Below are 14,385 nucleotides of genomic sequence, written 5' to 3'. Positions count from 1 at the left end.
CGAACAGATATGTTGTTCAAGCTGGCGTGGCGCAACCTTTGGCGCAACAAACTGCGTACCGGGATCATGCTCGGTGCCATGGTATTTGGCCTGATGGGCGTCGTCGCCATGATGGGTTTTCTATCTGGCATGTACGGTAGCATGATCCACAATGCGATAGCTTGGCAAACCAGCCATATCCAAATCCAAAACCAACGTTATCTTGATGATCCCGATATTAAACATATGGTTGTAGACTTGGCCGGTGTTGAAAAAGCAATAGCAACATTACCGGGTTTAAAGGGTTGGTCAGCAAGGTTTGTGGCTGATGGCATGGTTGCCTCAGCACGCAGTAATCGTGGTGTTCGTATCAACGGTATTGATATTGAGGCCGAATCTAATGTTACCCCGCTGGCAGAAAATATCACCCAGGGAGAGTGGCTTAGTCATGAGGGGCGTAACCCGGTCTTAGTCTCAGAGAAAACAGCGTCCCGCCTCAAGCTGCGCATTGGCTCCAAAGTGGTGTTGACCTTTACCGATGCATCCGGGGAGGTAAGCGGGGCGGCATTCAGGGTACGGGGTATGTTCAAGACACCCTCAACCAGCTTCGATGATGGCAATGTCTTTGTCCGCCGTGCAGATTTAACCGCGCTTGCGGGTATCGAAGGTGCCCATGAAGTGGCCATTCTACTCGATAGCGATGATGCGGCTATGGTGCAAGCTAGGCGCTTGGGTGAATTACTTTCGGCAGCGAGTAACGCTGAAAGTCAAAGCACAGGCGTTGGTGCAGGCAACCGGATCCGCGACTGGCAGCAGGTACAACCCATGCTGGCCTCGATTATCAACCAGCAAGGCCTGAGTAATGCCATTATGCTTGGCATATTCGTCGTCGCTATGGGCTTTGGTATCGTCAATATCATGTTAATGTCAGTCTTTGAACGGACCCGGGAGTTTGGGGTCTTGATGGCTGTCGGTATGCAGAAACACCGGGTCTTTGTCTTGATCATGCTGGAAACAGCATGGCTGGGGATCGCCGGGGCAGGATTTGGATTGCTGGCGAGTATTCTGTTGATTGGCTTGTTGCAGTACACCGGGATCCCGCTTGGTGCAATGGCGGAAGGGCTAGGGGCGTTTGGTGTTGATACTCTGCTCTATCCTCACGTCACATTTACCGAATACCAAATGATCTTCTTCACTGTTGTTGCGGCAAGTCTCCTTGCTGCGCTTTACCCTGCACGGCAAATTCTCAAGCAACGCCCGGTCGATGCCATGGCTGATAAGCACTGACGGAAAGCATAGATAGAGAGAAACGGATGACTATTTCAATAAATCAGTTACGTAAAACCTATAACCCCGACAGTGACTTTCCGGTTCATGCGGTAAAAAACTTGGATTTGACGGTAGAACAAGGAGAGTTTGTTGCGATCATGGGGCCATCTGGCTCGGGTAAGACGACACTGCTCAATATGATCGGTGGGATTGATAGCCCAAGCTCAGGTAGCGTGCATATCGACGATTGCGATATCTGCCAATTGGATGAAAAGGCGCTTATCGCTTTCCGCCGCGATCATATCGGGTTTATTTTCCAAGATTACAGCTTGTTGCCCGTGCTCACGGCTTTGGAAAATGTTGAGTTTGTGATGCAGCTACAAGGGCATGATGAAGCGACGTGTCGCCAACGAGCAGTGCAGCTTCTCACACAGGTGGGACTGGAGAGTCAGCAGCACAAACGGCCGAACAAGCTCTCTGGCGGCCAACAGCAGCGCGTTGCTGTGGCGAGGGCGCTGGCTCCCCGTCCACGTTTTGTCATGGCCGATGAGCCGACCGCTAACCTTGATGCCCAGAGTACCGCAGAGCTGCTTGATATCATGCAGCAGCTTAATGAGCAGGAAGGAACAACCTTTATTTTCTCTACCCATGATCCACGGGTGATCAAACGCGCCAAACGGGTCATCGTATTCGAAGATGGGCAGCTGAAAGAGGATCGCCGGCAGTGACCAAGAATCGAGATGTCGCCAGTAAATCGAAGCTATTGTTATTAGCTTGGGCTGTGATGTCGTTCGGAGGGCTAGCTTCTGTGCCGGCAAGTGCACAGATCCCCGGTTTAGAGCCGCAAAAAGAGTGGGACCTCAATGGCTACGTGAAATACATGGCAACCGGCACGCTGCCTGATAACGGCGCCAATGGTCTCGATCACTTGATTCATCAGCGATTCAATTTCGAATACCGGTTTAACGAACAGTTACGGTTCAATGCCGGTATGCGCAACCGCTTACTGTTTGGTGATACGTCCGAATTGCCGGGTTACGGCGATCTGGTTGCCATAGATAACGGTTATATGGACTTGTCGAAGAACTGGCTGGATGAGAAAGGGGTCGTCGGTAACAGCCAGTTCGATCGCTTGTATGTTAACTGGCAAAACGAGGATTGGCAGGTACGTGGCGGGCGGTTTCGTATCAACTGGGCAATGGCGACACTGTGGAACCCGAATGATATTTTCAATTCCTACTCCATCTACGACTTTGACTATGAAGAGCGCTCGGGTAGCGATGCGGTTATGGTTAGTCGTAAGCTAGGGTTTGCCAGCTCAGTCGATGTGGTCATTAACCCGAATTCAGAGAGTGAACTGAACAGTTACGCTGGACGATATTTGTTTAATCACAACGGTTGGGATTATCAGGTATTGGCCGGAAAATCCTTGCTGGATAATGTGGTTGGTGTGGGCTTTGCTGGTGATATTGAAGGTGCTGGTGTTAGAGGGGAATTGAGCTGGTTCGAGCCCGACAAGGATGAATGGCAGGGCGAGGCACTGGAGCATACGGCCGTCGCCACACTGGAAACAGACTATAGCTTTGGTGGCCAGCGGAACTGGATGGCACGGGGGGCGGTACTGTATATCTCCAATCCTCAGGACCCACAAAATGCCATTGCTTTTTTGAACCTGCCGCTGACAGCCAGAACCCTGAGCTTTACCCGTTGGACGGCTTACGCCGATGCAAGCTTGGATATCACACCGCTTAGCCGCCTAACCCTGTCGGCATCATACTATGATGATGGCTCGTATTTTGTCGGTGCAAGTAACAGCTACTCGCTGGCGGATGACTGGCAGCTGTTGGGGGTTATCCAGCGCTTTGATGGCAGTGGTAATAGCTTGTTTGGTGATACAGCCAGTACTCTGCTATTTGCCCAGATTCGCTGGAATTTTTAACCTAGTCCACACTGATTAGACTACGGGTGAAACGCTCAAACTAAGAAAAAGCGAAAATAATTAACTATGCGTGTTTGTTGGTATCAATGACAGGGTAACGGGAGTGGTGATGATAAAGCTCGAAGGGATAGACCATGTGGTGCTCAGAACCACCAAGCTGCCTGACATGCTCCATTTTTATTGTCAGGTACTGGGCGCTCAGCTAGAGCGTGAACTGCCTAAGGAAATGGGCTTGGTGCAACTCCGTGCCGGTAGTGCCTTGATCGATCTTGTCACTGTCGAGAGTCAGCTTGGCCGATTAGGCGGCAAGCCACCAAGCCAAAATGGCCGTAACCTCGACCATTTCTGCTTGCAGATCGCTCCGATTCCTGAAGAGGAGCTGTTAGATTTCCTGTCTCAACACAATATCCCTTGTGAAGGCTTTGCCGAACGCTATGGTGCTGAAGGCTTTGGCCGCTCGCTCTATATTCACGATCCCGAAGGCAATGTGGTGGAGCTCAAGCCGAAGCTATAGCTATACCTATACTTTCGACTGATACTATAGCGTTGACTGTGTCTGATACAGTGTGCGGTATGAACGATGTTCGAGATCTGCAACCCCCAAGCCAAACTGACTCGCCAGTTGTTCAAGATCGGTTTTATACGCCGCTAATTTCATCTCATCATCGGTCATGATGGCAAACTCTGCAAAGTGCCCAATACCATCAAGGTAGTCGAGAGTAATATGGTATTGGCCTACGAAGTAGATACTGCGAACTTTTTTCATCACCAAGCAAGGCTCATAGCCCATGGTGGTCAGCATGCTTTTAGCTGCATGCGTATCGGTGATATTGGTTGCCTCACAGCGATCAGCTTCCGGCCCTTTCACTATCCATAACTTGATACCGGAAGGCTCCATTTCACGGATAGAGACACTCTTGTTTTGCGCTGCAAGAGCATGCTCTGGTGTGTCGAAGTACCAATCGGTTTCAGTGTTATCCAGCACCATAACTTCATGGGTAAGGGCGCTTAGTTCCTGCAAGAATTCAGGTTTGGAGTGTATTCGATACTTGAGTTCAACCTCATATTTACCTTTGAAATGCTCACTACTCATTTCGTATTACCTGCTGCTTGTTGTCCGTCCTGCTCATTTTCATGAATGTGGCGGATCAGTTTAGCTGGGGTGCCACCGTATAGGCTATCTGGCGGTACGTCTGAGTTGATCACCGAGTTGGCTGCAATCACTGAACGGGCACCGATAGTCACACCTTGGTTGATCACTACGTTACCACCGATCCAGACATCATCTTCAATGGTGATAGACTTGCAGGTGGTCGCCCATTTACGGCGTTCAAGGTAGTTGAGTGAGTGGCTGGCACAGTAGAGTTGGGTATTCGGGCCGATAAGCACATTGTTACCAATGGTGATTTTAGCGCCGTCCAGCATGGTGACATTCATGTTGATGAAGGTCTTTTCGCCGATAAAGATGGTTTTACCGAATTCGCAGTGGAAAGGGGAGCGGATGATACTTGAGGCAGGCATGTCGCCCATCAGTTGGCTCAGTAGTTCACTACGCTGGTTGTCATCAATGGTTTGGTTGAGGGCCATCAAGAGATGCGCTGCGTTGTCACGAACCTGATTGATGCTCTGATCACCACCATCAAAGTCTTCGCCTGCCAGCATTTTTTCAAATTCGGTCATTGTCTTTCCAATCTGTTCTTAATTGGGCCTGTTAAGCGGCCATGCATTTATTCTAACAAGAACTATAACGACCTCATGATATGATTAGAAGTGACATTTACGCATTAAACACTTGAATCAAAGGAATATCATGATTGATCTATCGCGCTTACTAAAAAATGATATGAATCTGTTGATTTGCCTTTATGTGTTATTGAAGGAGCGCAGTGTAAGCCGGGCGGCGGACAAGCTTTATTTATCGCAGTCTGCGGTGAGTAAACAACTGACAAAGCTTCGCCAAGTGTTTGATGATCCTTTGTTTGAGCGGGAGTCAAAAGGCTTATTGCCGACGCCAAAAGCGCTGGCTTTAGAGGTTAGGTTGCAAAAGATTTTGCTACAGGTCGATCAACTTAGCGATCCGGATCTTTTTGAGCCGCAAAGTAGTACCCGGTCATTTAATATCGACTTGATTGAAACAGCGTACTCGACCATTTATCCCCGCTTTGTACCAGCAGCGTTAGCCGAAGCCCCGAATATCAGTATTAACAGCCGGGATTGGAATGAAAATAGCATCCAGCGTTTGCAAAAAAGGGAAGTTGACTTTGGCATTGGTATATTCGAATGGGACAACCGGGCGAAAACGCATGTCCAGACCATTCCAGATTCACTCAGTTATGTCGAGTTGGTGCGGGATGCTTCCGCTTGCGTGATGCGTAGAGGACACCCTGCGCTTCAGGAGGAATGGAGTCTGGAGACGTTTCTGAATTACCGCCATATCCAAGTTGTCACCGGAGGGGTGACGAGTTGGCTGCTGCATGAAGTGCTGGATTCAAAGCGTTTGAAGATCAATAACGCGGTGAATATGTCGGACATTGCCAGCGCGGTAAGGTTGTGTGAGAAGAGTGACCTATTAACGACTTACCCTTATGAATGTGTGCGAGAGTTTGTCGATAGCGCCGATATAGTGATCAAGCGCTTACCATTAGATCTGGAGCCCGGTGGCCAGTTTTTGCTGTGGAATAAACAGTTCGACAATGATCCCAGCCACAAATGGCTGAGGGAGCTCATTATCAATCAATTTGCAGTAGACGAATAAAATACAAGGCTATTTCTGATGTAGCCCCATTTTGCACAGTTGCCTGAAGTCTTTGGGACTGACATCGGTATGGCGTTTGAAGAATTTGGTCATATTGGTTGCTTCATTGAAACCAAGTCGGTTGGCAACATCGGAAATAGAATGCTGGCTGAAGGCCAAGAGTCGCTTGGCTTCAACCAGCACCCTCTCATCGACTAACTCTTTGACACTGAGACAGGCATGATCTTTGGCAAGTTTGTCCAATTGCTTGATACTTTTCCCCAGTGCTAATGAAATATCTCCTGCTGTTGGCCTGTCCTGAAAATGTTCATCGATATATTTTTTCAACCGGTAATAGTCGTTGTGGCCGATCCGCTGGGTTGATTGTAGTTGCTGCTGATAGCTTGGCACTACAGCCTTGAGAATGATAGAGCGAATGAGATTACGGATGATCTCATCTTTAAATTCTGAAGTGGATGTAAATTCATCCACCATGGCATTGAACAGTAACCCGATATCATCATCCACATGGTGTACGCAGTTAATGTGGCCCATGGCGGCTAGCAGAAGGTCGAAGTAGGGGTCATTGTTGCCTGCAGATAAAAAGCTGCAATCAAAAGAGAGCACATAGCCATCAACACTGCGTTCTTTGGCAAAAGCATGGATTTGGTTCTTGCCCAATACCAATAACGAGCCGGCGCGAAGCCGATGTTGCTGGTGCTCCACGTAGTGCAAGCCTTGCCCTTCAGTAATATAGATCAACGCACTGAAATTAAGGCGGTGTGGACGAGAGACAGCTTCTAACCCTCTGATGGTATAGAGATCTGAAATCCGATTGATGAAGGGATTGATCAGGTTTACTTCTCGCTTCAAACGTTCAAGAGGGATGCACTTGCTGTTCATATTATTCTCAAAAAAGGAGCTTAAATCCTGATTTAAACTCCTAACACTCCGGTTGGGCTGAGGCCAGTGGTTAAGCCGCCTCAGTATTTTTCTTGCGTTAAATCTTTTGCCATCTGCTGGAAGTCGATTTTTGGCGCTGTGTTTTGCTCAATACTCTTAGGCTGCGACTCAGTTTGGCGTGACACCGTGTGCAGTACAGAGTGTTGGTTCTCTTCACCGCTCAATGCCATTAGGTTGGATGCAATTTGCAGCACGATGACAACCGATGCCAAGCAATAGAAAATGAAGGATATGCGCTGTCTCATCGCCATTCCTCCTGTGCCTTACGGGCAGGTCGTTTACGCTTGGTCATTTGCTTCAACCAGTTCTTATTGAATACGACAAAGTCAGTTAACGTATTGATCGGACACAAGCTTTGACACCAAGGCCGGCGTACGATTAGTGAGGTTAGGAGGATCATCACAGTTAAGATAAACAGGTACATACCGCCAATCATGCCAAAAGCGATGCCGAAGGGTTCATAGACAAAAGCTGCTGGGTTACGGAAATAGGCACCCAAGCATAATGTTACCAGTAGCAAAAAGCGTGGAAACCAGATGAAGAACGTCTGTCGTATCGGTGATGACTTGGCCTTACCCACTTTAGCCAAGCATTGCTGGACAGCGCCGAATGGGCAAAGACTTTGGCAATACACGTTGCGGTTGTAGTAAAGGATGTAGCCAATACTCAGGATCAGCAAAATAAATGGGGTGTAGTTGGCGACACCGCTTATCCAAGTACCGAAAATCAAGCCTCCCATGGTTGACGCTGAGTAGAGCGATGCCGAGTGGAAACCAAACAGCAGGGTGGAGCCAGTCAGCAGGGCAATATTCATTTTGGCCTTGTGTTCGGAGCGGGTGCGATTGACCCATACCGCAGCGGCGAAGAAAAATAAGGCAGCCGCATCAAGCCATTTCAGGTAATGCCAGGCAGGTTTTGTCTCGGTAAAGTGGTAGCCAAAGAGTTGCATCCGCACCGGATCGGCTGCTTGGTTCAAGGCTTGGGTATAGGCTTCCGAGGTCAGAGTGGCGCCGGATACCGCATCAACCGACAGGGCCGTTTTGATGTTTTGGGCTAGCAAGGTTTCAGGTAGCTTCTGCTCGACCACCTTATCGAAATATGACGTTGTTTCTTTAGCGTTCAGCAAGGCGATGGTTTCCACTTCACCTTGGTTGGTAAAGACCGCGCCAATCGTTAATTCGCCACCATAACCCACGCCAGTCCCAAAGCCGATCCATTTCAAAGGTTCTGGTGTGATGCGACTTTGCGACTCTGTATTGGAACTATGCCCTGAGTTGTCAGCTGCAACAATCTGATAGAGCTGAGGAGTTACTTCGATAAGCCTTTCGTCACCGGAGGTGACCGACTCGAAAAATTGGGCTTGGGAGTCATTGGTGCGTTGCCCGCCCAAGTACCAAGCAAATGCTAATACCAATATCGACAAGACGCTGACGAACTTATCGAAGGTGTTGTTGCGACGGGGTTTGGTCTTTCTTTCCATAGCTCTCTAAAGCCACAAGGCAGTCTATTGAGATCACCTCATGGCTTGTTCCTATCATCATAAAATCAAAACGGATTTAGCTCTCGATGCCATGTTTTGGCTTCAAAGCAATGAGCACCCTAAGCAAAACGGCACCAGCGATGATCAGGCCAGTTCCGACAAAGCCAAGGAAGTACCACCCCGCCAATCCTTCATTTTCGCCCAGCAAGGTAAATGCCCCTGCGATGGTGAGGATCAGTGATGCCCACCACGTGCCGACCAAAGCCCATTTCCAGCCGTTCATGCCGAGCTGGTATTGCTTGGCCCACTGGTTGGCACCGGCAAAAACCAACACTTGTAATGCACCGAATGCCATCCAGAACAACGGATCCAATATTGTTGATTGCGGAAACATTAGAAGCCCTCCCAGTTACCGTCATATTCCCAAGTTTTTTCGACATTGAGGTAATCCTCGCTGCGCAGCCATTCCGGTGGCTGGTGGTAACCGGCAAATCGCCCGCCATTCCAGTCGCCGTGATACGCATCTGCCTCTGGGTAGTAGAAGAAGTTATGCTGCATCGCCAACAAGGTTTTGCGAGTCAGGCCGGTAGGATCTCGCGGATCGGTTTCTTTAACCAGGGCGTGGATCCAGTTGTTCTTGCGGGTATAGGGGCATACCGCGATACATACCCGGCACCCCATGGCCGTTTCGGTTGGGCCTTGACGCCACATGGTCCAGCAACTGTCTTGGTTGAAGTCGAACTTGCGAAATCCCCTGACTACCGCATCGGGTTTGTCTGCTTTGCTGATCGAGCCACTTGGGCAAGAATCAGCACAGATTTTGCACTCTTCACAGAAATGCTTCACCTTGGTATCGATAGGCTTGTCTGGCTCTAAGTCCAAATCGGTGATCACGGCAGCAAGGCGGATATTCGGTCCAAGCTCCGGGGTAAGTAAGATGCCATTGCGAGCGGCTTCGCCCATACCGGCTTGAATCGCAAGCGGAGGGACAACAATTTCATAGTCCGACCCCGGCCACTGGGGACGGGCTGCATAACCGAGTTCGCCCAAGAAGGCAGCCATCAAACCTGAGGCATTCTTGGCGCGGAAATAGCCGTCATAGGAGGTTGAATAGCCGATAGACGCGTACATCGGGTCCCAGTTCATTGGGGTGCCAAACACAATAACGTTTTTCCAGTGTTTAGGAATGCTTTCGTCCCAATCGGGCATACCACGCATGGTATTTTTAAACACAAAGCTTGGGTCTAGCTTGGTGATGCCGACAATGCTCATACCAAACTTAAACGCCATCTTCTTGATGAGCTCTGAAGCGTGTTTTGGCGATTTAAATGGCTTAGGCTCGCGCTTTACCCACTGGAAGTCGACCTCGTCGGGATGGCCCTGCGGCTTAGGAGGAAAGTTACTGCTATTGCCTTTTAAGTAAGCTGCGGAATAGGCCCAAGCGAGGGCAAATCGGTCTCGATGTTGCTCTATATTTTGTTCGTGCTTGGCTTTTTCTTCGAATGATTGATACATATCATCCCAGCGTTCAGGGTGACGGGAATAGTATTCCTTGACCCGCTCGTTAGGAATATCACGCCAGTCCCGGGTCGGTACCCAGCCATTGCTCATATCTTTACCCAAAGCACGGGTACGGTGGAACAGGAAATCACTCCATTCAGGACGTATCGGCTCGCTGACCACTTCCATTGTCGGTGGGACATCGACTCGGAAGGGCTCACGGTTGAAATACATGTCTTTGCCCGCTTCGGTGCGTCCCCAGCCGACATTGGCGTCGGGATCGCGTCCGAGTACAAAGCCAGCCCCCGCTGCAGCCCCGACGGTGGCCGTTGCGGCGGCAACACCACCCAGTTTTAAGAAGTCGCGCCGTGATGTATTGGCAACGCCTTGTTCTGTTTTCTCTCTCACGTTTGCTCCCTGTGTATTAGTTTAATTCGACAACGTCGAGGCTCAGTTTCTTGTTGATGGTATCGATGAGCGCTCGGTGGGTAATTTTGTAGTGGCCGGACAGCTTGTTGAGTTCAACCATGATGTGCTGTGCTTCTGCCCATTGCCCGGTGTGGAAATAGCACAGGAAAAGCTGCTCAAGGCCCCAGTCGTCATGCGGCTCAAATGTCAGTAGTTGCTTGAGATCGGGCTCCAAGTCGTCATAGCGTTTGAGTTCGGCTTTGATGCGGGTACGGATACTGAGCACATCAAAGTTATCAGGGTTGATGCTGAGGTATTGATCCAAAGCCTCTAAGGCTTCTTCGAGGCGACCTTGTTGATGGGCACAAATACCCGCCAGCCGTACCAGCTCTATGGATGAAACGTTGTTATCGAAAGCGCGGGTGATCCAGTTATCAGCTTGATCGTTTTCTCCCAGCGCCAAATAGCTGCTGGTGGCAGTAATGTAGGTAGATACCAGTGATTGGTTTTTTGAATAGGCCTGCTCGGCATAGTGAGCAGCCTGTTCGAATTTGCCTTCTTGGTAATACAGCCCGGCAAGGTTTTGATATCCTCCGATAAATGCGGGATCGGTTGCGATGCTCTGCTTGAAGTTCTCTTCGGCAAGCTCACTGTTACCAAGATATAGATGGGTAAAGCCAAGGTGGCAATGCAGTAGCGGGTTGTCGGCATTGAGGGCGATCGATTCTTCAAACATCGATTTTGCCATTTCGTAATCACCTAACTGCTGGTACACCAAGCCACAGCTAGTTTTGAATTCGTCTTCCATTAGCAGGTGTTTGTGCTTATTGATGGTCACCATCGCGAGCTGACACATTTGTGCAGCCATCAGGGTTTCGAATAGGAATTTAAGCTGGGTAGGGCTGAGTGCGAGTCGGGCCACCACATCACTCATGACAAAGGTAAAGGCTTCATGTTCTAACCAGTCGGCATGGCTCTGCTCTTGTGTCTCGTCCAAACGCCAACTTGCATGCTGGCGATGCTGTTTTTTGGGAAACTGTACCTCTAAGAACAACAAGCGTTCATTTAGCGGTGTTAATACATCGGCAGGATCAGGGAACGGTTCAATTTGCCCCTTGATATACTGGTAAAGCTCTATCCACTTACTGCTAATCATTCGAGTGTCCTTGGTGAAAGATCAGCTCAAGTATTGTGGAATCAGGAAATGGTCAAAAGGTATAAAATAACCCGTTTTAGGTAGAAAATACCCCTTTGTTCGCAATTATGATTTTGATCAATAGATTTGGCAGGGATAAAAGGGCTATAAAGCTTAGCCCTTTGTATTTATTGATTTTGTTTCTAAATATTACAAGTTATTGTGTGTTGAAAGCAGCCCGTTATCACTACCAAAACTATTGGGAATATAATTATCGGCACTAGCATCATTTTCCCATTCTGAACCGTTTATCAAATAGCGGAATTGATACAAACCATCTTTGGGCAGGCGTAGCTTTAAGCTGAAAACTTTCTTCTTGTTGAGCTTCATCGGTGTTGCCTGCCATTGGGTGAAGTCACCCGAGATGGCAACTGTTTCCGTTGTTGCTGCTTGGGGCCATTCGAAGGTTACTTCCACTTCATCTTTGGTTTTAAAAAAGCGCTTTTTAATCATTTTCACTCCTTAGGAAAAATCCATTAAAGGAAAGCAAGCAAACTAAGTGCCAATAATCAAAGGGTTAATTGCTTATGAAGTGCTAGGTGAGCGAGGGGTATTCGCTCTTGCTTGCCCTGAAAAGGGACTGCGTTGCACCAAAGCGGTTCAACTAACGTTTTACGGTTGCGCCGCTTTGAAAATTTGGGATGGCGGGTAACTCATCATGATAAGCGCCTTTTGCCGCCATCAGACCAAAGCTATAGGGCGTGACGGAGAGCCCTTCGCGTAAACGTACATCTTGGCTTTCGCGCAGTAAGTTAAATAGCCAATCATCGAGTTTATGGATCACCTCCTGAAACTCTTCATGGGTCAGTTCTGCTTTCAATGTAATGAGGAAAGCATCGTCATCGTTTGTTGGAATATTAATGACTCGCTCCTGCAGGCGGGTTAACACCTGGCGGGTAAAAAATTCTGGGAATTTTGAGCCCTTTTCGAATGCGGTATGGGTTGGGACACAGAGTTTAATACCATTATTTAACCCCAGCGCGATGAGTCCTACCTTCTCTAACCGCCTTAAATAGAGGTGAACCGATGCTTGGTCTAGCTGGTAATTGCTAGCGATTTGCTCGACGCTTTGATGCTCAGTCAGTTTTGTCCAAAACGTAAAGAGGGCAGGGCAATCCCAAAAAGCCTGATCCTGCTCTGTAGTGAATAGTGGAATTTTAAACAAGTTGTTCTCTGCCTCTTCGAGCAACTTAGAGAGCGGCATTTCAATGATGTTGCAGATGGCGATCAGCCTTTGCATTGAAAGGGGCTGCTGATTGTTCAGCAAGCGTTTGATGCTGACTTCTGAAATGTCTAACTGGGCAGAGAGTGCTCTGTAGTTAATGTTCTTGCCTTTGAGTTCCTTTTTTAGCTGCCGGCATACCTCGTGGGATAATTGATCTTCCATTTCTCCTGCATCTCCCTTGCATCGTTTGGGTGTCTGTATCTGTTATCTGCTTTGTTGCGTAGTTTCGTTAGGTGATACCTAATTGGTCATTATACGGCACTTTAGCGTTATAAATTGCAGTGAAGGGTCATTATGAGAACCTTCCAGTGTTATCACAGGAAGTGGAGAAACAGAGTGACTCGGGAAGCACTAACAAGGCGGTATGCCATTCACCAAGCAATGCACTGGATGATCACCGGGATCACTATCCCCGTGCTGGTACTGTTCTTTCAATCGAGAGGGCTTAATTTACAAGATATTGGCTTGGTGATGGCTGTGTGGGTGGGTAGCACTGCGGTATTAGAAGTGCCATTAGGTGGTATCGCGGATAGGTATGGCCGTAAAACCATCTACCTGCTTTCATTAATTATTAACATACTGGGGTGCTGTGTCTTGCTCTATGCTTCAGGCATCGGCCCGTTATTAGTGGCAGCCTGCTTTCTCGGCGCGTCCCGCGCCATCTACTCCGGTACCCTCGATGCTTGGTTCTACGATAGCTTTCAGCTTTGCCCTGCCCATGACCCTGAAAATTCAAGGGGCATGCTGACATTCCATTCGGCGCAAGCCTATGTGTATGTTTCAGTGACGGTGGGATTGGCTGCAGGCTCTGTTTTTGGTGGCTGGTTACCTGATTATATGGTGACTTCGGGGCTAGAGATGGCAAGTGTCTATGATGCCAATATCGTAGTGGTGATTATGGCAAATATCTTGCTGTTTGCGATCACCACTTGGTTGATTATTGAGCCGGGGGTGTTCAACGAGCAAGTCAATCATGAAACTTCTGCTTTGGCGAATACCATGAATATACGCGCATCCGTTGCGTTAATCAGAAAGGCATTTACTCACGATATTGTCAGAAGACTGTTGCAAACTACCCTCGTATACGGCGCTGTGCTAAGCAGTGTCGAGACGTTCTGGCAGCCTTATTTGCTGGGGCTTATGCAAGATTCTTCAGATAATAACGTGGCTGTGAATAACATAACAGTATTCGGTGTCATCGCGGGGTTGTACTTCTTAATGTCTGCATTGTCATCACTGTGTTCTATCCGCTTGCTGGCTTTGATGGGGGGATCTCATAAAACCCTGTTATTTGCCACTCGGCTTTTATCTGGCATAGCCTTGACTGCATTAGCAAATACCAGTGACATTTTGTTTTTCTCCGTACTGTATTTGCTGTTTTTCTTCTTTTTTACCTTAGGCAATAGTTCTCAAAGTGTGCTGTTCAATGACAACACCGAGACGCGACACCGTTCAACCATGCTATCGGTTAGCTCACTGATGGTAACTTGCGGGGCGGTGTGTGCATCATTACTGTTTGGTGTTGTGTCAGAGCGCTATGGTATTTCACTTAGCTGGATGATCTGTGGAGGAGGGCTGGCGGTCTCTTCGGTACTGTTTGTCTTCATCCCTGAACAACGGGAAGTGGTTACTGGGTAGTTATGTCGTCTGCAGGGGCAAAGAAAAGGGGCGCTGTATTTGCAACAGCGCCCCT

At 48.6% G+C, this 14,385-nt stretch carries 16 protein-coding genes; 6 read left to right on the top strand and 10 right to left on the bottom strand.

Translation table 11 applies throughout. The features are described 5' to 3' along the window. The first annotated feature begins 9 nt into the window (after positions 1-9). The 4 genes from L4D79_RS16990 to L4D79_RS16975 all read left to right on the top strand — a co-directional run bounded on the left by L4D79_RS16990 (position 10) and on the right by L4D79_RS16975 (position 3,701). Positions 10-1,266 carry an ABC transporter permease gene (locus L4D79_RS16990; protein WP_428653067.1) on the top strand — a complete coding sequence of 419 codons (1,257 nt, stop codon included), beginning with the start codon at positions 10-12 and terminating at the stop codon, positions 1,264-1,266. A 26-nt stretch (positions 1,267-1,292) separates the two neighbouring features. Next, entirely contained in the window at positions 1,293-1,976 is a 684-nt protein-coding gene (locus L4D79_RS16985) for an ABC transporter ATP-binding protein (protein WP_428652760.1), read from the top strand. A 56-nt stretch (positions 1,977-2,032) separates the two neighbouring features. Then, on the top strand, positions 2,033-3,187 hold the full coding sequence (locus tag L4D79_RS16980; RefSeq protein WP_428653066.1) for a hypothetical protein: 1,155 nt from the start codon (positions 2,033-2,035) through the stop codon (positions 3,185-3,187). Between the two features lie 109 nt (positions 3,188-3,296). Continuing rightward, a complete protein-coding gene (locus L4D79_RS16975) occupies positions 3,297-3,701 on the top strand; it encodes a VOC family protein (protein WP_428652759.1) in 405 nt (134 codons plus the stop codon). A gap of 24 nt (positions 3,702-3,725) precedes the next feature. Here L4D79_RS16975 and cyaB read toward each other — a convergent pair whose 3' ends face one another. Beyond that, positions 3,726-4,280 (bottom strand): class IV adenylate cyclase, encoded by a 555-nt coding sequence (cyaB, locus tag L4D79_RS16970; protein ID WP_428652758.1) that lies wholly within the window; start codon positions 4,278-4,280, stop codon positions 3,726-3,728. Next, positions 4,277-4,867 (bottom strand): sugar O-acetyltransferase, encoded by a 591-nt coding sequence (locus L4D79_RS16965; RefSeq protein ID WP_428652757.1) that lies wholly within the window; start codon positions 4,865-4,867, stop codon positions 4,277-4,279. The genes cyaB and L4D79_RS16965 overlap by 4 nt, the downstream gene beginning before the upstream one ends. A gap of 130 nt (positions 4,868-4,997) precedes the next feature. On the opposite strand from L4D79_RS16965, the gene L4D79_RS16960 reads away from it, so the two are divergent. Beyond that, positions 4,998-5,942, top strand: a complete 945-nt coding sequence (locus L4D79_RS16960; protein ID WP_428652756.1) for a LysR substrate-binding domain-containing protein — start codon at positions 4,998-5,000, stop codon at positions 5,940-5,942. A 9-nt stretch (positions 5,943-5,951) separates the two neighbouring features. Here the strand turns inward: L4D79_RS16960 and L4D79_RS16955 are convergent, their stop codons facing one another. From L4D79_RS16955 to L4D79_RS16920, 8 genes are all read right to left on the bottom strand, one after another. Then, positions 5,952-6,824 carry a helix-turn-helix transcriptional regulator gene (locus tag L4D79_RS16955; protein ID WP_428652755.1) on the bottom strand — a complete coding sequence of 291 codons (873 nt, stop codon included), beginning with the start codon at positions 6,822-6,824 and terminating at the stop codon, positions 5,952-5,954. An 80-nt stretch (positions 6,825-6,904) separates the two neighbouring features. Next, entirely contained in the window at positions 6,905-7,129 is a 225-nt protein-coding gene (locus L4D79_RS16950; RefSeq protein WP_428652754.1) for a hypothetical protein, read from the bottom strand. Beyond that, positions 7,126-8,364: an FMN-binding protein gene (locus L4D79_RS16945; protein ID WP_428652753.1), complete on the bottom strand. Its 1,239-nt coding sequence runs from the start codon at positions 8,362-8,364 to the stop codon at positions 7,126-7,128. The genes L4D79_RS16950 and L4D79_RS16945 overlap by 4 nt, the downstream gene beginning before the upstream one ends. Before the next feature lie 76 nt (positions 8,365-8,440). Beyond that, positions 8,441-8,758, bottom strand: coding sequence for a hypothetical protein (locus L4D79_RS16940; protein ID WP_428652752.1), 318 nt, complete (start codon positions 8,756-8,758; stop codon positions 8,441-8,443). Then, positions 8,758-10,272 carry a reductive dehalogenase gene (locus L4D79_RS16935; RefSeq protein WP_428652751.1) on the bottom strand — a complete coding sequence of 505 codons (1,515 nt, stop codon included), beginning with the start codon at positions 10,270-10,272 and terminating at the stop codon, positions 8,758-8,760. The genes L4D79_RS16940 and L4D79_RS16935 overlap by 1 nt, the downstream gene beginning before the upstream one ends. 16 nt (positions 10,273-10,288) lie before the next feature. Further along, a complete protein-coding gene (locus tag L4D79_RS16930; protein WP_428652750.1) occupies positions 10,289-11,428 on the bottom strand; it encodes a tetratricopeptide repeat protein in 1,140 nt (379 codons plus the stop codon). A gap of 189 nt (positions 11,429-11,617) precedes the next feature. Then, on the bottom strand, positions 11,618-11,920 hold the full coding sequence (locus L4D79_RS16925; protein WP_428652749.1) for an isoamylase early set domain-containing protein: 303 nt from the start codon (positions 11,918-11,920) through the stop codon (positions 11,618-11,620). Between the two features lie 151 nt (positions 11,921-12,071). After that, entirely contained in the window at positions 12,072-12,854 is a 783-nt protein-coding gene (locus tag L4D79_RS16920) for a helix-turn-helix domain-containing protein (protein WP_428652748.1), read from the bottom strand. 174 nt (positions 12,855-13,028) lie between these two features. On the opposite strand from L4D79_RS16920, the gene L4D79_RS16915 reads away from it, so the two are divergent. Next, positions 13,029-14,330, top strand: a complete 1,302-nt coding sequence (locus tag L4D79_RS16915) for an MFS transporter (RefSeq protein ID WP_428652747.1) — start codon at positions 13,029-13,031, stop codon at positions 14,328-14,330. The last annotated feature ends 55 nt before the right edge of the window (positions 14,331-14,385 follow it).

The organism is Photobacterium satsumensis (assembly GCF_050336935.1).
GTDB lineage: Bacteria > Pseudomonadota > Gammaproteobacteria > Enterobacterales > Vibrionaceae > Photobacterium > Photobacterium satsumensis.
Note: the sequence above shows the minus strand (reverse complement) of the source record. Positions and strands in the feature narration are given on the sequence as shown.